Annotated in this window: 19 protein-coding genes and 3 tRNA genes; 5 read left to right on the plus strand and 17 right to left on the minus strand. The window is 38.5% G+C overall.

Annotation, left to right across the window (positions count from 1 at the left end; translation table 11 throughout):
* Window positions 1-111: 111 nt before the first annotated feature.
* From ACFTQ7_RS21005 to ACFTQ7_RS21025, 5 genes are all read right to left on the minus strand, one after another.
* Window positions 112-945, minus strand: coding sequence for an aldo/keto reductase (locus ACFTQ7_RS21005; RefSeq protein WP_386830818.1), 834 nt, complete (start codon window positions 943-945; stop codon window positions 112-114).
* Window positions 946-1,074: 129 nt separating this feature from the next.
* Window positions 1,075-3,099 (minus strand): ATP-dependent zinc metalloprotease FtsH, encoded by a 2,025-nt coding sequence (gene ftsH, locus ACFTQ7_RS21010; protein WP_386830820.1) that lies wholly within the window; start codon window positions 3,097-3,099, stop codon window positions 1,075-1,077.
* Between the two features lie 434 nt (window positions 3,100-3,533).
* Window positions 3,534-4,076: a hypoxanthine phosphoribosyltransferase gene (gene hpt, locus ACFTQ7_RS21015; protein WP_079563700.1), complete on the minus strand. Its 543-nt coding sequence runs from the start codon at window positions 4,074-4,076 to the stop codon at window positions 3,534-3,536.
* A gap of 63 nt (window positions 4,077-4,139) precedes the next feature.
* Complete coding sequence (gene tilS, locus ACFTQ7_RS21020) at window positions 4,140-5,546, minus strand: tRNA lysidine(34) synthetase TilS (RefSeq protein ID WP_386830822.1); 1,407 nt, start codon at window positions 5,544-5,546, stop codon at window positions 4,140-4,142.
* A 31-nt stretch (window positions 5,547-5,577) separates the two neighbouring features.
* Window positions 5,578-7,968, minus strand: a complete 2,391-nt coding sequence (locus tag ACFTQ7_RS21025) for a SpoIIE family protein phosphatase (RefSeq protein ID WP_349661777.1) — start codon at window positions 7,966-7,968, stop codon at window positions 5,578-5,580.
* Window positions 7,969-8,161: 193 nt separating this feature from the next.
* Between ACFTQ7_RS21025 and ACFTQ7_RS21030 the strand changes: the two genes are divergently transcribed.
* The 5 genes from ACFTQ7_RS21030 to ACFTQ7_RS21050 all read left to right on the plus strand — a co-directional run bounded on the left by ACFTQ7_RS21030 (window position 8,162) and on the right by ACFTQ7_RS21050 (window position 9,420).
* Window positions 8,162-8,437 carry a hypothetical protein gene (locus tag ACFTQ7_RS21030; RefSeq protein WP_386830824.1) on the plus strand — a complete coding sequence of 92 codons (276 nt, stop codon included), beginning with the start codon at window positions 8,162-8,164 and terminating at the stop codon, window positions 8,435-8,437.
* Between the two features lie 225 nt (window positions 8,438-8,662).
* Window positions 8,663-8,737: transfer RNA gene (locus tag ACFTQ7_RS21035), tRNA-Gly, on the plus strand.
* A 10-nt stretch (window positions 8,738-8,747) separates the two neighbouring features.
* Window positions 8,748-8,824, plus strand: a tRNA-Met gene (locus ACFTQ7_RS21040).
* Between the two features lie 5 nt (window positions 8,825-8,829).
* Window positions 8,830-8,901 (plus strand) — tRNA-Glu (locus tag ACFTQ7_RS21045).
* Between the two features lie 267 nt (window positions 8,902-9,168).
* Window positions 9,169-9,420 carry a hypothetical protein gene (locus tag ACFTQ7_RS21050; RefSeq protein WP_386830826.1) on the plus strand — a complete coding sequence of 84 codons (252 nt, stop codon included), beginning with the start codon at window positions 9,169-9,171 and terminating at the stop codon, window positions 9,418-9,420.
* Window positions 9,421-9,631: 211 nt separating this feature from the next.
* Here the strand turns inward: ACFTQ7_RS21050 and ACFTQ7_RS21055 are convergent, their stop codons facing one another.
* From ACFTQ7_RS21055 to ACFTQ7_RS21110, 12 genes are all read right to left on the minus strand, one after another.
* Window positions 9,632-10,087 carry a S1 domain-containing RNA-binding protein gene (locus ACFTQ7_RS21055; protein WP_386830828.1) on the minus strand — a complete coding sequence of 152 codons (456 nt, stop codon included), beginning with the start codon at window positions 10,085-10,087 and terminating at the stop codon, window positions 9,632-9,634.
* A gap of 133 nt (window positions 10,088-10,220) precedes the next feature.
* Window positions 10,221-10,685: an FtsB family cell division protein gene (locus ACFTQ7_RS21060; protein ID WP_386830830.1), complete on the minus strand. Its 465-nt coding sequence runs from the start codon at window positions 10,683-10,685 to the stop codon at window positions 10,221-10,223.
* Window positions 10,686-10,702: 17 nt separating this feature from the next.
* Entirely contained in the window at window positions 10,703-11,194 is a 492-nt protein-coding gene (yabQ, locus tag ACFTQ7_RS21065) for a spore cortex biosynthesis protein YabQ (RefSeq protein ID WP_197142727.1), read from the minus strand.
* Window positions 11,191-11,490, minus strand: coding sequence for a sporulation protein YabP (yabP, locus tag ACFTQ7_RS21070; RefSeq protein ID WP_004229167.1), 300 nt, complete (start codon window positions 11,488-11,490; stop codon window positions 11,191-11,193). The genes yabQ and yabP overlap by 4 nt, the downstream gene beginning before the upstream one ends.
* Before the next feature lie 108 nt (window positions 11,491-11,598).
* Complete coding sequence (locus ACFTQ7_RS21075) at window positions 11,599-11,889, minus strand: RNA-binding S4 domain-containing protein (protein WP_049667371.1); 291 nt, start codon at window positions 11,887-11,889, stop codon at window positions 11,599-11,601.
* 4 nt (window positions 11,890-11,893) lie between these two features.
* Window positions 11,894-13,354, minus strand: a complete 1,461-nt coding sequence (gene yabN, locus ACFTQ7_RS21080; protein ID WP_386830834.1) for a bifunctional methyltransferase/pyrophosphohydrolase YabN — start codon at window positions 13,352-13,354, stop codon at window positions 11,894-11,896.
* A 9-nt stretch (window positions 13,355-13,363) separates the two neighbouring features.
* On the minus strand, window positions 13,364-14,986 hold the full coding sequence (locus ACFTQ7_RS21085; protein ID WP_386830836.1) for a putative polysaccharide biosynthesis protein: 1,623 nt from the start codon (window positions 14,984-14,986) through the stop codon (window positions 13,364-13,366).
* A 148-nt stretch (window positions 14,987-15,134) separates the two neighbouring features.
* On the minus strand, window positions 15,135-15,671 hold the full coding sequence (spoVT, locus tag ACFTQ7_RS21090) for a stage V sporulation protein T (protein ID WP_386830838.1): 537 nt from the start codon (window positions 15,669-15,671) through the stop codon (window positions 15,135-15,137).
* 903 nt (window positions 15,672-16,574) lie between these two features.
* On the minus strand, window positions 16,575-20,087 hold the full coding sequence (gene mfd, locus ACFTQ7_RS21095; protein ID WP_386830840.1) for a transcription-repair coupling factor: 3,513 nt from the start codon (window positions 20,085-20,087) through the stop codon (window positions 16,575-16,577).
* 198 nt (window positions 20,088-20,285) lie between these two features.
* Window positions 20,286-20,513, minus strand: coding sequence for an anti-sigma-F factor Fin (locus tag ACFTQ7_RS21100; RefSeq protein WP_349661770.1), 228 nt, complete (start codon window positions 20,511-20,513; stop codon window positions 20,286-20,288).
* 307 nt (window positions 20,514-20,820) lie between these two features.
* Window positions 20,821-21,381, minus strand: coding sequence for an aminoacyl-tRNA hydrolase (gene pth, locus ACFTQ7_RS21105; RefSeq protein ID WP_386830842.1), 561 nt, complete (start codon window positions 21,379-21,381; stop codon window positions 20,821-20,823).
* Window positions 21,382-21,646: 265 nt separating this feature from the next.
* On the minus strand, window positions 21,647-22,237 hold the full coding sequence (locus ACFTQ7_RS21110; protein WP_386830844.1) for a 50S ribosomal protein L25/general stress protein Ctc: 591 nt from the start codon (window positions 22,235-22,237) through the stop codon (window positions 21,647-21,649).
* Between the last annotated feature and the right edge of the window lie 61 nt (window positions 22,238-22,298).

Raw genomic sequence — 22,298 nt, forward strand, 5'->3', positions numbered from 1 at the left:
GAAAGCGTAGCGACAGCAACAAAGCGCCCAGTCGGAACGGAAATCAACCCTTCATTTTGCCGAAGAACCATACTAAAGGAGCCACCCTCATCTTAGGTAGCTCCTTTCAAATTATTTAAAATTAAATTTTTCTGGGTCTGGTCCGCAACGTAATCCATCATTTAGTGCATCTAACTGAGCCATTTCTTCCTCCGTTAATGCAAAGTCAAAGACCGTTAAATTTTCTGTCATTCGTGCAGGAGTCATTGTTTTTGGAATAGTGACTACACCATGCTGAACATCATAGCGTAACACAATTTGTGCAGGTGTTTTGCCATATTTAGAAGCTAGCTGCTGAATCAATGATTCTTCCAATAGAGAACCATTCATTAGTGGTGACCAAGCTTCTGCCTGTATTCCTTTCTCCTTACAAAATGCACGTACTTCCTCTTGAGTTAAGTGTGGGTGAAATTCAATTTGATTAATAACAGGAACAACTGATGTTTCCTTTAATAAATGTTCTAAATGATGAACATGGAAATTACTAACACCAATTGAGCGTACACGTCCATCCTGATAAACTTTTTCAAGCGCCTTATACACATCAACATAATTTGTATCTATTCCCGGCCAGTGAACTAAATATAAATCTAAATAATCTAATCCTAATTTTTCTAAACTACTATCATAAGCTGCAAGTGTTTCTTCATAGGAGAGTCCATCGTTCCAAACCTTTGATGTTACGAATAGTTCTTCACGTGTTACTAATCCCTCATCAATTGCTGCACGAATTCCTCGCCCTACACTTTCTTCATTGCGATATACTTGGGCTGTATCAATGCTGCGGTAACCTTTTGCAATAGCTGTTTTTACCGCTACAGCCAAGTCATTTCCTTCAGGTACTCGAAAAACACCATAGCCGATTAATGGCATTTCTAAACCATTATTCAATGTTACGTTTCCCATGTGTCAACACTCCTATCTATTTTGGCTCTAAAATATTAAAGAACCTACATAAAATTATCGTAATACCTAATACAGAAAAAAGGCAAAGAAAAAGACTGCTTACTAAAATCGTAAACAGTCTTTCCCATATTAATCACGCTTTTCATCGATACCTTTTGGTGTATCATTCGGCCCTATGTCCTCTTTAGGTAAATCAGCTGTTGTTGGATTTGGTTCATTGTTAAGCAATTCTTTCTTAACAACTGGTTCACCAACTACATCTAATACTGGTTGAGCTTCAGCTTTAGGAGCTTTTTCTACAACCGGTTCTACCTCTGGTTCCGGTAAGACACCGTGATCACGTAAATGCTCGATTTCTTGCGCGTTCAATGTTTCTTTTTCCATCAACGTGTTAGCAATTAAATCAAGTAAACCACGTTTTTCAGTTAAGATTCGTTTAGTACGCTCATATTGCGAATCGATAATTTTTTGCATTTCCTTATCAATTTCATAAGCGATTGAATCAGAATAGTTTTGATCTGAATTAAAGTCACGACCAAGGAATACATTCCCACCCTGACTTGAACCAAACTGCATTGCACCAAGATTTTCACTCATACCATATTCAGTGACCATGGCACGTGCAATACTTGTTACCTTTTGGAAGTCATTATGTGCCCCAGTAGATACTTCGCCAAGGACGATTTCCTCTGCCACACGACCACCAAGAAGTCCAGCAATACGGTCTAATAGTTCTTGTTTTGTTGTGAAGAAACGTTCTTCCTTCGGTAACATAATCGCGTAACCTCCAGCTTGGCCACGAGGGACGATCGTTACTTTGTGTACTGTATCTGCTTCATCTAGCTCTAAACCAACAACTACGTGGCCGGCTTCATGGAACGCTACAAGTTTCTTCTCCTTCGCTGAGTATACACGGCTAGCTTTTGCTGGACCTGCGATTACTCGGTCAGATGCCTCATCGATATCTGCCATATTGATTGTACGTTTGCTTTTACGAGCCGCTACAAGTGCAGCTTCATTTAACAAGTTCTCTAAGTCGGCACCCGAGAAACCTGGTGTACGTTGTGCAACAGCTGCTAAGTCCACTGACTCTGATAAAGGTTTGTTGCGCGCATGTACTTTTAGGATTGCTTCGCGACCTTTTACATCAGGGTGCCCTACTGTAATTTGACGGTCAAATCGACCAGGACGTAATAAGGCTTTATCTAAAATATCTGGGCGGTTTGTTGCAGCGATAATAATAATACCTTCGTTTGCCCCGAAACCATCCATTTCAACTAACAATTGGTTCAATGTTTGTTCACGCTCGTCATGGCCACCACCAAGACCTGCGCCACGTTGACGGCCTACTGCATCAATCTCATCGATAAAGATGATACAAGGTGCATTTTTCTTTGCATTTTCAAACAAGTCACGCACACGTGATGCACCGACACCGACGAACATTTCTACGAAGTCAGAACCTGAAATCGAGAAGAATGGTACGCCAGCTTCACCTGCTACTGCTCGTGCAAGTAATGTTTTACCTGTACCAGGAGGACCTACAAGTAAGATACCCTTTGGAATACGAGCACCAATCTCAGTGAATTTACGATGATCTTTTAAGAAATCAACAACTTCAACAAGCTCTGCTTTCTCTTCATCAGCACCCGCTACATCTGTAAAACGAACTTTTTTCTTCTGATCGTCATAAAGTTTGGCTTTACTTTTACCAAAGCTCATCACTTTATTTCCGCCACCTTGAGATTGACTCATTAGGAAGAAGAATAAGAAAATGATAATGATGAAAGGAATAATTCCTGTAAAGAATTGAATCCATCCACTTGTTTCTGGCGCTGTTAAAAATGTAATATTACTATTCTTATCCTTAGCAGCCTCATCGATGCGGTCCATTAATGATTGGTTATTGGTAGGGAGGTTTGCAGTAAAGCTTTCTCCTTTTTCATATCCCTTCAATGTACCTTCAACGATGTATACTGATTTATCAGGTTGAATTGTAGCACTTGTTATTTCTTTCTTATCTAGAGCTTCTATAAACTCATGATAAGTTAACTCTTTCGTTGGTGAAGTTCCACCATTGAAAGTACCAAAAATACCGATAATCACTAAGAAAATCAGTAAATAGAATATGGTATATCGAAATATTCGATTCATCTCCAGCCTCCTCATTACAACAGAAAAATTATAAGTAAAATCTTAACATATCATGATTTCATCATACAACGAAAAGCCCTACATAAAAAAAGTTTCGTGCGATTTTTGTCGAAATCGAAACATATTTATGCATTTATTTACTATGTTCCAGCGTTTGTATCCGATACTTCATTCAGTACAATGTGCCTAGATTTTTAGATTTACAATCAATTATGCCTCTGCATAATTGCGTCCAGAATCAGCTTTAGGTCAACGTGGTGTTGGTTACTCAGTCGCGTGCTGTCTACTGTTGTCGCACAGATAAAACCTTGTAGCTGACGTTTCACTTTCGCTACGTAAACACTGCTGAAGGAAGTAAAAAAACTAAAAATCTATGACCTTCGTTGGAGGCTCTTACCTTTCATAGCTGATGTTCTTTCGTTAACTTTTTACTTTTAGAAAGAATAAACTTCCGGCTTTAAAATGCCGATATACGGTAAATTACGGTATTTTTCTGCGTAATCTAAACCATACCCTACAACAAAGCCGTCTGGCACTTCAAAACCAACATAATCAGCAGCTAAGTTTACTTTACGACCTGATGGTTTATCTAACAATGTAACGATTTTGATGGATTTTGCTTTGCGGTATTTAAATAAGTCGACTAAATAGCTCAACGTTAAGCCGCTATCAATGATATCCTCGATAATTACTACGTCACGTCCCTCGACGCTTGTATTTAAATCCTTTAGAATCTTTACTTCCCCAGATGAAACAGTTGCATTACCATAGCTAGAAACATCCATAAAATCTAGCTCAATGAAAGAATCGAAACGTTTCATTAAGTCTGTCATAAAAGGCATAGCCCCTTTTAAAACACCAACAGCTAACGGGAATGAATCTTTATATTCCTCTGTCAATTGTGCTCCTAATTCAGCGATTCTTTCTTGCAATTGTTCTTCTGTAATCATAACTTTTTCGATGTCATTTTGTAACATTTTGATTCCTCCTCGTGTGTATAAAAAATGTTCAACCATGTGCGGTGAAATTTTACAAAGACCTTAGTCTACGATGAGCACTGTATCATCGTTTGGTTGCGGAGAGGTTGAAAACAACATTCCCATTCGCACACCAATTACCGCTACGACCTCTTCAGATTGAGAAATCAGTAACGGCCAGCTATTCCGCTCATTCAAAGGAATCTTTTCATCTATAAAAAGGCGAGATAAGCGTTTTGGCCGATCCATTCCTTTTAACAGCATTCTATCCCCTTCCTTACGCGCTCTAACATAGAGTGGAAGTTTGAGTTTGCTAGCGTTAAAATAAAAAAGTTGTGCAGTATCCGTCAGCATTTTAGACGATAAATCAGGCAACTCGACTACGCATAAACGTTCACCATTCGTCAGTGTTGTCCACCCATTAGCAGTCGAAATAATCTTTTTCTCAGGAGAAGCTTGACCTTCTAATGTCTCTTTCTTCTGAATCGTAAATTTTCCATAACGGCGAACTGCTATAAAATTTTCTGGCAAGTGAACTTCAGCATACCCCGCTGTCGTATCAAAAAGCTTTGTAATAGAAGTCAATAAAGCATAACTTTGTATCGTATTTGAATCTTTGTAAAGATAGTTTAATAGTATTAAAATGAGCCTCCTTTGTAAAGCAAGTGGTTCCAATTGATGAGCCTTAATTTCCATGCTATATGTATTTTCGTCAATTTTTTTTACTATTCTAGAAAATACATCCTCCGCTAAATTCATTAAATAGGCATCGTCTTCTTGCAATTGTTTTGTAAAATGGGTTACCTGCTCTGTTACTCGAGGATTCTCTGCCTCCAACAATGGCACCACATGATGTCTAAAACGATTTCGTACATAGGTGTCCTTAGAATTGCTAGCGTCTTCACGATGATCTAACCCCTGCTTAAGTAAATATTCCCTTATTTCAGACTTTGTAACCGTTAAAAACGGACGAATTAATGTTTTTCCTTCAAAAATACGTTGTGAACGTATACCTTGCATACCATTGATCGTTGCATTTTTTGTCAGGGCCATTAATACTGACTCCAGTTGGTCGTCCGCATGATGTGCAGTTACAAGCTTGCTAGCATTCGTTTTTTCCATGATCTCTTTAAAATATTGATAACGTTCTCTACGGCAAATAAGCTGTGTATTGCCATTTTCTAAAGCCATAATCTCTGGTATTGGAATAGCCTTTGCATATAAGTATATACCATACTCATCACAATATTTTTGGACAAAAGCTCTGTCCTCAGCCGATGCTTCACCTCTTAGCATATGATCAACATGTACGGCTTCTACCGTAATCCCCCATTGATCTTTTGTTTTTACAAAATAATGGAGTAAAGCCATTGAATCCACTCCACCTGAAACGGCGATGAGAAGATGGTCGTCTTGCTGTAATAATTGCTCTTTTTCAATAGTTTTTTTGACCTTTAATTCGAGTGACAAACGCTTCTCCTCCCCTTTTCGTTCTCTATTATCATGAATTGCTCATAGAGTGCTGAACTGGTCTAAACACGGCCCACGTAGGGACAACATGTGTAACCTCTAGCATCAATACAGTGCAATCGTCTTCAATGTCATAGTAAGACTGGAAAGATTCCATAATCGTCGTTAATTTTTCCTGTATAGTTTTAGTAGTGCTTGCTACCTGCTGGGCATACGCTAAAAATGTCTCTTCCTGCTCGTCCCAATCATCAACACTTGAGAACAATCCATCAGAGTGCATCAAAATTACATCGCCCGCCTTAAGCTTTCTTTTTTCCGCCTCTACTGCTGAAATGGATAAAAACCCTACAGGAGCTGCATTGCTTTCAACCTTCAGCACCTCTTTCCCACGTAAAATATACGTAGACATTCCCCCAGCCTTCCACGACCATAAATCACCGTGTTGTAAATCGACAAGTGCAAAATCAAGCGTTGCATACATATCATTTTGCTGCTTTAAGGACATGACATAATGCAACGTGTGCATCGCAGTCTCTGGGTTCATGTTGTAATTTAAACATTCTCGCATTAAATGTATTAACTTTCTACTCTCATGCTGTGCTTCTTTACTCTGCCCCATACCATCTGACAATAAAATTGCAAATAGTCCTGGATGTAATTGAAATAATGCATGGGAATCACCGGAATATAACGTCGCATCTTTAGACATGCTATATATATCATACTCTACTTCAAAGCTAATAGCTGATCTAAAGCTTACTTGAATATGGCGAAATGGTATATCACTTGCTACTACCTTTTCAATTTCAAATGGTTCTTCAAAAATATCATATAAAATCGGCAATATCATCCGTTCAGCTAACGTTGTGTCTTCCTCCCAATCGACGCGTGCTGGTGCTAAAGCACAGACAATTTTTCGTGCTCCCGGCTTATTACTTAACACATCTAGTTGAAAACATTCAATGTGTGCATCCTTTAACCGTTGAGTAATGTCCTTTTCCACACTAGCGAATGAAATAGTCTCTTCTTTCATCTCCGCTATTAACTGATTAAGATGATTGCTCATATCACGTAACTGAAGGGCAATCATTTTCTTACCATGAAAATACTGACCATTAATACGCTCTCTGTACAGCTCTGTTTCCAATTCTTCGAAAATTTTTGTTGATTTCACACATTTATAACGTATTTGTTCTTCGACACGATGCATACCAGAATCCTTTCCAACGCCTTTCATATGAAACCAGTCTGTCATTAGCTTGTCCATTCCGTTATTTTGCGCTCCCCAACAGTGATCATAACGGAAACAGCTTAGGCATGTATTCATCGGCGACACTTCCTTCGCCTCTTCTATCGGGGCCGTCATAAAGCGCTCAAACACAAGCTCCTTCATAAATTGTACAAAGTGCTGAAAATGCTCTAATTTAAACGTAACATGCTCCGTTAACCAACTTTGACGGGCGAGTAAGACCTCCTCACGCTGCGGAAACAGCTTGTCCCGCACCTTATCAGAATATTTTTTCGGAATGGATAGAAAAGCAATACTCCCAATTGCAATCGATGTAAAATAAACGCTATCTAACGGCAATGTTGCATCGTAAAATAAAAAAAACACACTCGGCAAAATACTGCCAATTGCTACACCAAATCTTCCAACGCGGGCCCCCATCCCTGCACACAATCCAGTTAACGTGGCCACAGAAAGCATACCCGTAAACGAAAGCTTTGCAATGCCAATAAGCGTTCCGAGCACTGCTCCGATAACTGTCGCTAATGGTACACTTCCTACTAATGCACCGAAGCAAATTAATAGTTGTAATAAAAAAATGGGGAGTGAAAAATAGCTAATGACAACTGCTTGCATCCCTGTAAGCATAGCAGCAAATACAACTAATCCAGAACCCAACTTCTCATAAGTCCAATGGCTCGTAAACCATTCATAAGAATTGACAAACAACACTTGCATAAACAACGTCATAATAAGAGCCAAAGCCGCTTCACAACCTACATAAAATTGCACAAGCACCGGCGGTAAACCTTGATGCATAACTCCCTGCCACATTATTTGCACAAGCAGTACCGCCAAAGAGACCGCTATACTTTGTGGTAACTGCCAATAACGGAAGCGCATGATACATTCATACATAACGATTTGCAATGCTAAAATAAAGACTTGTCCAAATCCAAGAAAAAAACATCCTATCAGACCACCAAACAAAACATACTTGGCGTATTCCTTATACTTCGTTCGAATAATTGCCCAAAAAGGAACCGAGAAAGGCACGGCCGCTTCAAATACAACGGACTGAGCTAAAAAGAAGGATGTTAAAAAAAATAAAGAGCCTATTAACAATTGCCTTTTTTTCACTCCTAATTTTTGTTCGTCTACATTTGCCGTGTTATACCATTCGATACTCGTCATTTCACTATCCCCTTTCTGCACTTTTGGAGCTATTATAAAAAATTATGTATGGAAAGATTGTCTGACGGTGGCAGAAAAAAATATAAACATTTCGACGAATACATATGCATAAATACGAGAAATGGCAACAATTTCTACATAAAATAGAAGCTGTACAAGATTAGAAACATCGCTTACTATGAGGTTGGTTTAAATGACAGAAAATTCAGGTGATTATTTCCCGTTGTCGTTGTATACGATACTTTACAAAATCTATGCCACAAGCGGGCTAATGCCCTCTTGCCCTCTCACCCTTTCTTTTTCACCGATTGACGTTCCATTATTCGTCATAATTACTATTGTCAGCAGTGTCGATGATACTTTTCTACTCAAGAACAAAAAGTTTGATAAATTTCCCATAAAAAGGGCCAACCACCAAAAGTTGTGGGCGGCATTCATTTTAAAGTTGATTGAAGTAGGGACTAGGTAACTCTTTGGGGATTAGCGTCACAGATGAGCCCTTGCAGTGCATAAGGGAACGGAAATCAACCACATATCATGGTGATGAGCCATCGTACTCCCCCTTTTTATTAGCAAATCTTTAATTAATGAATAAAAACCATATGTTTTTATTAATTTTTCCAAAAAAACTACTTGACGTTAGTAACAAAGGCTTGTATTATATAACTTGTTGCTAAAACAAATTGTTTAAAACGCGGAAGTAGTTCAGTGGTAGAACACCACCTTGCCAAGGTGGGGGTCGCGAGTTCGAACCTCGTCTTCCGCTCCATAATCTTATTGGCGGCCTAGCTCAGCTGGCTAGAGCGTACGGTTCATACCCGTAAGGTCGGGGGTTCGATCCCCTCGGCCGCCACCATAGTAGGCCCCTTGGTCAAGTGGTTAAGACACCGCCCTTTCACGGCGGTAACACGGGTTCGAATCCCGTAGGGGTCATCTCAAACAGGCGTCTCAGAATTATTTCTGAGACGCCTGTTTTTTTGTCGGTTAACAGTACAACAGCCTTTTAAACTATAAAGTAACATATTAGCAATATCACATTTCAGTTGCTGTTGCTTTCGCACAAACAAAACCTTTGTTGTTGCTGCCACTCATCGGAAAGCGCCCAGTAGGAATAGAATCAGCCCCACGTTATGGTGATGCGCTCAAAAATATGGCATACTAATAATGAAAAAAGCGTGTTATCTAGGAGGTTTATTTCCTTTGAATTCATTAACGAAAGCTGCTTTAATTTGTGGAAGCGGCTCTATGATCATTCTCGTATCCATTCTTATTAATTTACCATTCGCTGTACAAATACTTTTACTTCTTACCGGACTAGCCGTTAGTGTATACGGTGTGTTTTTACTTGTTAAAATGGTTGTTCGTCCAACCGAAAAGTCTTCCGAAACACCTACTGAACAAGCACCCGTACCCGCTCCTAAAAAGAAAAAAAGACCGACATCAACGTTGTAAGAATGGTTTATCCTTACATCCGCCGGAGGCTTTAGCCAACAAATTTCTTTCTTTCGCTACGAAAATACCTGCTGAAAGAATTTAAAAAGTAATCACGACTTATGGCTAGTCGAAATGTATACAGAAATTATTAAAAAAAGGGGATTAGCTTAATATAAGCTAATCCCAACTCTATTTATACACTTTTTCTACGATTAAAACAGTCAGCAAACTACCCTCTTCTAGCTCCGCGACCACCGCGTTTTGACTCTGTAGCACGTTTTAGTGTTGCTAGACGTTCATCACTATCTTTTAAGAAACGGGCCATTTTTTGTTCAAAATTCTCTTTTGGTTGATGGCGCTCGTTACGATCATTAGAACGATTATCGCGACGTGGACGTGCTGGACGCTCTGGACGCTCCGGACGCTCTGGTCTCTCTGGTCTCTCTGCTTGAGGCTTTGCTTTACGGATCGAAAGACCGATCTTTCCGTCCGCTTCAACATTCATCACTTTTACTTCAACTTCATCTCCAACTTTTAGATGCTCATTGATATCTTTTACATAATTGTCAGCAACTTCACTGATGTGTACTAAGCCTGTTTTGCCATCTGGCAGCTCAACGAATGCTCCAAAATTTGTGATTCCTGTTACTTTACCTTGTACCTTGCTGCCTACTTCAATTGACATAAAAAAAATGCTCCTCCTTAAAAATTAAGCGACTCTTTTGAGTCATGTAATCAATTTATCAAACTTTTTACTACAATAAGTTTCTCTCTTCATTATATATAACAAAAAAAGAGTGTCAACAATACATAGCTTTTCAGTCGTCTTTTTTACCTTTCTTTTCTGATACGGCGTCTTTTTTATCTGGTATATCAGCCTTTTTTTCTTTTTCATCTTTTTCATCCGGTAAAATGAAATTTATTTCACCTTCTTTGGATAGGAAATACTCTTTGCGTAGTAACTTTGCGATATACTCAGGATCCTCTAACTGTTTAATTCTAAGATTTAACGATTCTCGCTCTTCTTTCAAATCAGAAAGATGCTCCTTCGCTTCAACCTTTTCCTGCTCTTTTGCAGCTAGCGTTTCATTTTGATTCAAAAGTATATTTCCGAGAACGGCAATAATAACGACTGGTACAATCGCAAAAAAGGCAATGCGGCGCATTTTCCGTTTCCGCCCTTCAATTTTACGATTTATAGCTTTATCCGTGTTACGGACATAGTCATTATCAAGCTTAGTATAGTTTTGTTGGCGATCATTTGATGAACGACGTTTAGTCATGCCCGCACCTCCGAAAGTTATTGTTGTCTTTTATTATACTTGATAAATCGAAATTTTTTAAAAAAAGTGTTGGACAAATACGAATAAATTTTGACAAAAGGTCTTAAAACAAATGCTCCAATGTTTATTAATAAATTAAAAATTTGTCGAATGGTAGCAAATATTAATCGTATGATGAACCACAAAGGTCTCCATGTTATATTCACCAAAACCCTTGCGATGAAACGTAAAAAAGTCTGAAAAAATGTTTGATACAAAAAAATTCCGGCTATTTGCGCTAGCGGGTCATAAGCCCGCCAAGCGCCATCTTTTAGCCAAAATAATAAATAGTATGTCATGCCCCCAAGTAGAATCCAGGTAAGTAGTTCAAATACCATCATCCATCTTCGAAGGCTTGACCTTTTTGGAGTTGAAAAAACAATTAGCCTTACACTATCAATAATGAATCCAACTGCTATACCGCTCAAAACCATGACTAATAGTTGAACAAATTGTTCACTAACAATCATCCAAATAATTTATGAAGGAAACCTTTCGAGAAGCCACTTTCCTCCTCGTCATACTGTAAGGTTTTTACAGTTCCTTCAAGCGTCAATAACCCTTTGTCAACATCTAAATGAACGATATGCAGTTCTTCTCCACGGATTAACAAATGCCCTTGGGACGTCTTAATGAAAAACTCTTCCTGATCAAAGCGTTCAATTGATTTTACAGAAGTCATGTCCATTCTTTTACGATTACGAATCGTTAAAATATGCTCTCCAGATGGAATTGTGTAACGGTTACTTTCTTGATGTAGCGTCATTTTCTTCCTCCTTTAGTCGTCCTAGCTTCTGTTCACTTTATGCGGACAACCTTAAAAGCATGACAACTTTATTAAAGTTGCTACACTTTTATCAGAGGAATATTTGATTTAATCTTCGTCATCAATAAATTCAGGCTCAATTTTTTCAAGACGCTCTTCCTTCAAAATCGTAAACATTTTTGCGGCATCTTCTTTTTTCACAGTATCACGTAATTCTTCTACACGCGCTGTCACAATTTTTTGTCCAAAACGAATGGCTAGCTCGTCTCCAGCTTTAACAGCACTACTAGCCTTTGCGATCTTACCATTGATCGTAATACGGCCTTGATCTGCTACTTCTTTCGCTAATGTACGTCGTTTAATTAAACGTGATACCTTTAAAAATTTATCTAATCGCATACTTTTACTCCTTTTCCAGTTGCTTCGCTTCATTCCAAAAAGCATCTAATTGTTCTAATGTATAATCAGAAAATGGCTTTCCACTTTCCTTTACCTTTGCCTCCACATAACCAAAGCGTCTCGCAAACTTCTCATTGGCATGTAACATAGCCTCTTCTGGATTTAACTTGTAGAAACGTGCTAAATTCACAAGCGTGAACAAGACATCTCCAAATTCATCTAGACGTGACGCACTTGTACCTTTCGTCACCTCATTACGAAATTCCTGCCATTCCTCCGCAAACTTGTCCCATGCTCCATCTACATCAGGCCAATCAAATCCAACCTTTGCAGCTCTTTTTTGATAATTATAGGCAGTTTGTAGAGCAGAGGACGCCCGATATTCCTCTTCCAATAGTGGCTTATCACTTATACCCTTTTCTTCTGCTTTTATAACTTCCCAATTCGCTACAACACCCTCTGCATCTTCTACCGATACATCTCCAAATACGTGTGGGTGTCGACGAATCATTTTTTCACTTATTGAAGCTAATACATCTTCCAATGTAAAGTAACCTTGATCTTCTCCGATTTGTGCATGAAGGAATACTTGTAACAGTACATCTCCGAGCTCCTCGATCATCGCAAAGTCATCCTCTGCATCTACCGCTGCCAAATATTCGTGCGCTTCTTCTAGTAAATATTTTTTCAGTGATTCATGCGTTTGCTTTTGATCCCACGGACAACCATTTGGTCCTCGTAAAACAGCAATAATTTGGCGGAAGGTTGCCCAATCTCGTAAAGCCTCCTCTTGCGATTTCACAGGTGGTACATATACCGTTGTTAAATTGTTCACCTCAACGCTTTGGTCGAGCTCATAAAGTGGTACCGTCACTAATTTTTCCTGTGCCGATCCTGCTGCAGTAACTACTGTAACAGGGTATTCGTCATCATATTTCTCCATTAACGTAAGCTTTACTTCTGACGCACTGAATGTATCATACACTTGGGCAATTAAAATATGCTGACGCATGTTAATGTCATGCATAGAAAAGCTAGTGCCATCCAGCAGCTGAAAGCCCTCAATCGGGTCGATCTTTAACGCACCGAATATTGGGTCTAAGAAGCTTTGTCCACCTTCAATGACTAATTTTACTTTTCCCGCATCCGCAGCAGCAATCAACAATTGCACAGTCTGCTCCGCAACAAGTGGATGTCCTGGTACAGCGTACATTACATCTTCAATCGCCGCAGCAGCCACAAGCGTTTCTGCAATTTCTTCATACACAGGCTGAAACGAGCCATGTTTTTCATAGACCGTGTCAAAGCTTTCAAATTGTAAGCCCTCAGCTGATAATTCTCCTAATACCGGATGATCCACTGTACGAACATATAATTTTCTAGCCGCTTTTAATTTTTTATAGACACCCATTTGCAGCTGATTAAAATCACCCGCACCTAGACCAATAACTGTTAAAGTATTCAACAAATCCACCTACTTCTTCCGATTTAACCATAATTGATAAACTGCCATCTTGCGCCCAAACGGTAGTAAGTACCACTCTTTTTCGCCAAGCACTCGTAACTTAGCAATTATTGTGACCATTACAAATGCCCCTAAACTAACAGCTGTAAAACCTGCTACCACCGCAACAAATCGAGGTGATAAAAATTGGCTTAACAACGATGGTATAAACTGTAACCAAACTAGCACTACAGCTGCCATGCTTAGTGATGCAATTCCAACTTTTTTATAAAAACTAGCTGGTGCTAATTGAATTGCAATTATTTTCTTTAAATAAAAAACAAGCATGAGGGCAGTAAATAATAGACCCACATTATTAGCAATAGCAGCACCTAATACACCAAATAAATTAATTGTCAGCACATTCAATATTATTTTAAATATAAAACCTACAATTAAAAATAAAGCTGGCTTTTTTAATTTACCATAACCTTGCAGAATAGCTGTAAATGTCAAAATAATCGACAAAGGCACGATTTGTAACACATATACCATAAGCACTTCCGACAGCGCATCTGTTTTAAAGAGCATTGCGTTAATATAAGGCATAACGAGTATTAAACCTAAAGATGCTGCCCACCCAAATAATACAGACGCTCTATACGTTAATTGTATAAACGGAATTGCACTACGGCCTTCCTGTTTTTTGGACATATGTGCGACAAGCGGTACAATAGCCAGCGAAAGAGAAGAAGCAATGACAACTCCGAGCTGCACTAACGGCTGCCCACGATCATAAACTCCTTTTGTTACCTTAGCTACCTTCTGATCCATTCCACCCTCTACTAATAATGAATAAATTGTAAAGGAATCAACTAGCTGATAGCCTAGTAACAATAGGCCACTCATGCTTACACTTAAACTTAGCAATGTGACCTCTTTAATAATGGGAAAACTTTCGATACGTCGTCGCTGTTTCTTATCGTTCAATAAACCGAAACGTTTTTTAAAGATAAACGTAAGTAATATAAAACCTACAATTTCACCAATAACTGTACCTATTATAGCCATTTGTCCAGCACTATATAGTGATTCTGTCGTCTTCATAATGATAAATGTGCCCGCTATAATGACGGATACCCTCACAGCTTGTTCAAGGACTTGTGCATAAGCAACTGGCTCCATAATACCTCTTGATTGGAAGCCGCCCTTTAAAATAGCAAGAGCCGGCATGACAAGTACTATAAATGAACCCGTCCGTATTAAAGGAGCAAGCTGCGTATCGCCCATGAGCCGTGCAATTATTTCAGCTCCACTAAATAAAACAACAAAAAACAACAACGATAGTACTATTAAATAACGAAAAACAATACGCATAATACCGCTTCGTTTTTGATTTCGCTCTAGCGGGTCTAAAATACAATCATTATCTGCAAGCATCTTAGAAATAGCTACTGCAAATCCACTAGATGTCCATACGACAAAAATAGATATAACTGGATACACTTGCTGATAAATATAAAATCCTTCATCACCAACAAGGTTTTGAAAAGGCACACGATAAATTGCACTAAGAACCTTCACAATAAGGGCAGCAATTGTAAGTAAGGCCGCGCCCTTCATGTAGCTTTTCATGCCAAAACGTTCCGACATAAATTGCCCTCTTTCCTTCTTTAACAATGCCAATAGTATAGCATATCTCAAAAGTTTGACGCGCGAATACGATTACCATAAAACTATGTACGAAAAAAAGTTATTGTTCAGCCTAAAAAAAGGTCAGCGCAATAACTTTCAATTCTCATCAACTATTCATTTGTTTAGCTAAGAAGTTAGCAGCTGTTTCTGCAACTTTCACTTCAACTTCACCAATAAAATGTACCTTAGATAAAACGATAATACAACCGATTGGATCACCATTCACCATGATAGGTGTTGCACAATAAGACTTCACTTGCTCATATTGTCCAGGAACAATCTCGATAGTTGTTTCCATTTTTTCTATTTTTGTTGAACGCTCTTCCATAAAACTTTCCGCAAAAGATGTAATGCGACGATTAATATACTCTTTCTTACCGATTCCTGCGACAGCAATTACTTCATCACGGTCGGTTACAAACGCTGGAGTACCTAATGTTTCATATAATGTTTCTACATATTCCCTTGCAAATTCCCCTAAATCGTTAATTGGAGAATATTTCTTTAAAATAACTTCGCCTTCACGGTCTGTATAAATTTCTAACGGGTCACCCTCGCGAATACGTAGCGTCCTACGAATTTCTTTTGGAATAACCACACGCCCTAAATCATCAATACGACGAACAATTCCTGTTGCCTTCATTCATAATCCTCGCTTTCGCTACAATAAAAATTTTTTTCAACTCTAGTATGGTTTTTTATGAAGCAATCTATGCAAAAACTGAAGAAAAAGGATTTCACACCCAACAATATTTTTCAAAAAGGCCTTAAAACCTAAATTATTGTACTTCAAATACATTTAGCATGTAGAATTTTTAACTTCAATCAACTTATCTTAGATTAACCACAAAAACAAATTTTTATAAATATTTTATAAAAAAATTTTAACAAGAAATAATAATAATCCAACCTATGTTGTTGCGTCAATGAGCCAAAAGGATTTTTATTATAAAGGCATTTCCACGTAATCTAATCCTTTTCACCCCCTCACTCCTATCAGTTAGATCCACAGTCTTATTTGTAAAAACGATACTTAAGAAGTCGCTCCATCTACAGTCCAGTCAAAATTTCAATTTGCATGCATCTTTTGGCATATCACCCAAAGTTAATAATGGTAAAACGAAACTTCTGCAATGTATCTGTACGAAAGCGAGGGAGCAGTATCAAATATTTTTTGCGCGTACGTGTAGTGCTAACGTTGCGTCTGCAACATATATTTTCTGTACACAAGTGTAGTGCTAACGTAGGTTTACAGAAATTTTTTATTGCTCGAAAGCGAAGCGCAGCATCGGATATTTTCAGTGCGTAAGTGTAGCGCTAACATCGCAACTAATAAGGGTTTCCCGCGTATGAGTCAGCGCTAACATTGCGTCTGCAACAAAGGTTTTCTGTACGTAAGCGTAGTGCTAACGTAGCGTCTACAACAACGGTTTTCTATACGTAAGCACAGCAACATCGTCAACATTCATTAAGATCTCCTAGACCGTTTTATTTTTCTATAATAAAAAGCTGACCATTATCCTAGTTAGATAAGGTCAGCTTTTTATCATTTTTGTTTTTTTGCGTTAGCAATAATATGCATCATATCTTCTAAAATATCAAAGGGTTGATATTTCCCACATTTTCGTTCATCAATCGTTAATTTCAGTTGCATACCATCCATACCAAAACCGACAGCTCGTTCAAATTTCATGGATTCTTCAACAACTTTACTGCCATCAACTTTTACTGTCCCCTCTTCAGATAACAATATTGTGATAATTTTTTGCTTTTCTTTTACCGACAATACGCCTGCACCTAAGCCCCATACCTTCATACGCGCAATTCGCAGTAAGCGCTCAGTTTCAATCGGAAGATCTCCGAAGCGATCCTCTAATTCCTCTGTGATTTCGCCATACTCCTCCACTTGATCCATCGCTTTAATACGTTTATACATTTGAATTTTTTGATAGCCATCAGGAATGTATACATCTGGAATATACGCATCAATACTCAATAAAATTTCGATGTCAGGCTTCTCTTCTTTTTTCACACCTGTTTGGCGCTCAGCAATCGCCTCTTGTAGCATTTGTGAATACAAGTCAAAACCGACAGAATCAATAAAGCCATGTTGCTGCGCCCCTAGCAGATTCCCAGCACCACGAATAGATAAGTCACGCATAGCAATTTTAAATCCTGAACCTAACTCTGTAAATTCTTTAATCGCCTGTAATCGTTGCTCAGCTACATCTGTAAGAACTTTATCACGTTGATACATAAAGTACGCATATGCTACCCTATTAGAACGCCCAACACGCCCACGCAATTGATAAAGCTGCGCTAAGCCCATTCGATCAGCATCGTGAACAATCAATGTATTAACGTTCGGTATATCTACACCTGTCTCAATAATCGTTGTTGTTACAAGCACATCATAGGCACCTTCTAAAAAGGCTAATATGACAGATTCTAATTCTGACTCCGTCATTTTCCCATGTGCATGCCCGATACGTGCTTCGGGGACAAGCGTTTGAATTTCATCAACTTTACGAGCCATATCCTCTACACGATTGTATAAGTAGAATACTTGCCCACCACGCGCCATTTCTCTCTCAATAGCTTCCCGCACCAATGCACCGCTATGCTCCATTACATAGGTTTGTACAGGGAAACGGTTTGCTGGTGGCGTTTCAATTACCGATAAATCACGAACACCTACCATCGACATATGAAGTGTTCTTGGAATCGGAGTTGCCGTTAGTGTTAATACATCAACATTCGTCTTAAGTTGTTTAATTTTTTCCTTATGCGTTACACCAAAACGTTGCTCCTCATCAACAATAAGCAATCCGAGGTCTTGGAATAATAAGTCTTTAGATAAAATTCGATGCGTTCCAATAACAATATCAACTTGCCCTTCTTTTAAGCCCTTTAACGTCGCCGTTTGCTCTTTTTTTGTGCGGAAACGAGACAGGAGACCTACATTAATAGCAAAGTCTTGGAATCTCTCACGAATCGTTTCGTAATGTTGCTGCGCTAAAATCGTTGTCGGCACAAGGAACGCTACCTGCTTGCCGTCTTGAATTGCTTTAAATGCAGCACGAATTGCTACCTCAGTTTTACCATATCCCACATCTCCACATACAAGGCGATCCATTGGACGTTCACGTTCCATATCACGTTTCACTTCGATAATTGAACGTAACTGGTCCTCTGTTTCCTCATAAGCGAATGAAGCCTCAAAATTGCGCTGATCGTCATTGTCAATCGCAAATGCATGACCCTTTTCTGCTTCACGTTTCGCATACAGCTTAATTAAATCATCAGCAATATCTTGCACAGCAGAGGATACTTTAGCTTTAGCTTTTTTCCACTCTGCTCCACCTAATTTATGTAGCTTCGGTTCACGGTCTTCAGATGCTACATATTTTTGGATTAAATCTATTTGCTCTACTGGAACATACAACTTATCATCTGCGCGATATCGAATGTGTAGGTAATCTTTATGTGTACCATTTACCTCCAGTGTTTCTAAGCCAATATATTTCCCAATACCGTGATGTACATGTACAACATAGTCGCCAGGTTTAATTTCTGTATAGCTTTTAATACGTTCTGCGTTCGTCATTTTTTGAGGACGTGCTTTTTTCTTCGCCTGCTGTTTAAACAGCTCATCCTCTGTAACTACCACTAAGCGCTGTAACGGTAATTCAAAGCCACTAGATAGCGAGCCATCCACAATATAAATACCCGCTTCTGTCGGATGACCAATTGTCGTATGAATATCATATTCTTCAAGCATTTGCTGTACACGTTTAACACGGTCTTTATCTCTCGCTACAATTAGTACAGTAAATTTACCGAGTAGCCAGCGTTCAACCTCGCTTTGTAATAATGACATTTGGCCATGAAATTGTTGCATTGGTTTGCAAGAAAAGTTCGTCGTCTTATTAAAGGATACACCTGCAAAAGTTCGCGAAAATAATGAGAAATATAGTTTTTGCTGAGATAACATTGCTAGAATCTCTTTTAAAGAGAATGCTGGCTTTACATCATGCACCATTTTCCCTTCTTCAATTAGAGATAAAAACCACTCATCTTCTTCACGCTCCCATGCATCCATAACCTCCTGAATGCGCCCGAGCTCATCAAACAGCACAATGCCGTCGTGTACAAAATAATCTCCTAAATAGGCTGTTTTCTCATACAATAACGAACCATATTTATTTACATAGTCCGGTAAATTCCCTTGCTGTAACAATTCAATATCATATTGAATATGTTGATACAGTAACTCCTTCGTCTCCTGCTTCTTGACTTTCTTTAAGCTTGTCGCTAATGCAGCTTCTAAACGACCTGCCAATGCTTTTCTTTCTTCCTTTGTCAAAATAACTTCTGACGCAGGGAGGATACGAATCTTCTGTAATTTATCAATGGAACGTTGATCGTCCGCAGAAAATGTTCGAATCGAGTCCACTTCCGTATCAAATAATTCTATACGAATCGGTGACTCTAAATACGGAGGATAAATATCTAATATGCCACCACGTAACGCAAATTCTCCAGGTGTCGTCACCATTGAATTACGCACGTACCCCATCTCTACTAATGTTTGAAGCCATTCATCAATCTGAATATCCTCACCTACTGCTATTTGTAAAAAATACTGTAGCCAATGCTCTTTAGGCTGCATCATTTTACGTAAGCCCGCAACCGGTATTACATAAACAGCTTTTTCACCTCTAGCAAGACGATCAAGTGTTGCGATACGTTCAGCACGTAGCTCCGGGGAAGCAACAGATAAATCAGCAGCAATAAACTCATCGGCAGGATAATAATGAACATGCTCCTCACCTAAAAGTCCCGCCAGCTCGTCGGCCATTTTCTGAGCCTGCAATAGATTAGGAGATATAATATAAATTGGTTTTTTTACATATTCAAATAATGCATCGACCATTACCGGGCGTGCGCTTCCAGTTAATCCTGTAATAAGCTGTGTTGCAGAATGACCGCTCTGAATCTCTTGTAAAAATGATGTGATATGTTTGTCCTGCATCACAAGCTGTCGTAAAACTTCCAATGTCAAAAGCTCCTTTCAACGCATAATTCTCGTCACCATTACTAGTAATCTAGTACTATAATACGTATTTTTATTGTTTATTTTATCCATTATACCTTGACATAATTTCGTCCGGAATTGGCTTTAAGCCTAAACCTGAGCGAAGTTAAACGGAAAAAGCTTTGGACGCACGTAATGTGCGCCAAAGCGTCCTTCCAATTATTGAATCCATTTATTGAGTGCGTGATAATCTGGATATTGTTTCAGCGAATCCTCACATTGCTCACAAATGCAGTGCACCGTCGTTAGTCCATGTTGATCTTTCTCAACATAATCATCCGCTTCACCCAATTCGAAAATATGTAGTTTTCGAATTGTATCATCTGCATCAAATGGTAGCGTACCTATTTCTACTTCACAATGCCGACATCGATATCGAACTGACATCTCCAAATCATCCTCCTTTAAGCAACTTACTACTTAAAGTATAGACATTTCGAAAAAAGATTATGCACTTCCAATTTTGTCTTAGAGGTCATTTTAGAAATAGAGAATAGTTTTGCACTGTAGTTAATACTATATATTTAGTTAGCTGTTGTCGCAGAAAAAAACAACACCAATTATACCTCGGCATAATTGCGTCGGGAGTCGGCTTTGTGCTTAGGCCTGTAGCTGACGCTTCGCTTTCGCTACAAAAAACATCTGCTGAAATAAATTAAATCGTCATCCTAAACAACTGTAATATCCATAATTGTTATTTGTTAAAGCGATTCATCACATCAAGAAATGGATTTGAAAGAGATGCTTCTACAGCATTTACACACTTTTCAATAGCTTCACCAACGACAGCTTGATCTTCTTTTGAAAATTTTGATAACACGTAATCTGCTACCTTCATGCCTGCTGGTGGGCGATTAACCCCAACTCGTATGCGATTAAATTCTTGTGTACCTAAATGCTGAATTAATGATTTAATACCATTATGTCCACCTGCACTACCTTTTTGACGCAGGCGTAATTTGCCTGTCTCTAAATCTAAATCGTCATAAATAACAATCAAATCTTCCACATCAATATCAAAATAGTTCATTAGGGGACCAACACATTCCCCTGATAAATTCATATATGTTAAAGGTTTAACAAGTAGAACCTTTCCTTCAGGACGATGTACTGTTGCATACATACCATTAAACTTTGAATTAGTTAAAGGTGCACCCCATTTTTCAGCTAATGCATCTATAACATCGAAGCCAATATTATGTCTTGTATGCTCATAAGGTTTACCTGGATTTCCTAAACCAACGATAATTTTCATAAGTACCCCTCTTCTTTCAAATCTAATAGTCATTATTTTACCATATCATGCACTCAGAAAGCAGTTTCGACAATTTTTGAAAGTAAAAGTTCAATAACGGCTTGATATTATTTAAAATCTTCAATTCAACCATACATATCGCGAAATGGTTATGACTTAATAAGGAAGCAAACGTCGAATAAGATGCCAATATCCTTGCCAAATAAAGTAAAAAAGCTACTGAAGAAGCTTAGCTTCCTCAGTAGCCTTTCCTTAACAAATATTTTTACTCTTGTACCTGTTCACTCTCTACTGTCGATTCTTCAACGACTGCCGGAGCCATAATTGATACCAATGTATGACCATCTTCACTAAGAATATTAAAATCAATCATATCTCGAATATCTGCTACTGTAATTGTTTCACCAATTTTAAGTTCAGTAATATCCACTTCAATAGCTTCTGGTATATCTGCTGGTTTCACATTAATCTTCACATCTAAGTTAGGCTGCATTAATATGCCACCCACACTAACACCAACTGACTCCCCTACAAGTTTAATAGGCACTTCAGCTTCTATCGCTTCGGACATATTAATTGCTAAAAAGTCAATATGATTTACTTCATCTTTCATAGAGCATTGTTGAATTTCTGATACAACAACATTCACTTTTTCTCCATCTAAATCCACCGAAAACACACCGTTTTGCCCATTCTTTTGAATGGATTTTCTGAATTCCTTCGCTGAAATAGAAATTGGGGTAGAATTTAATTTATAGCCGTAAATAACTGCCGGAATGGCTCCCCCTTTTCTAAGTTGGGTTAATGTCGAACGGTGCCCAGCTTCGCGCTTTTTAACACTTAATACTGTACTCATATCTATACTTCCCCTTCCAAGAAAAATTATTTACACCTTATTATAAATGTCACTACTTTCA

This window comes from Lysinibacillus sp. NPDC056959 (assembly GCF_042674095.1).
GTDB lineage: Bacteria > Bacillota > Bacilli > Bacillales_A > Planococcaceae > Lysinibacillus > Lysinibacillus zambalensis.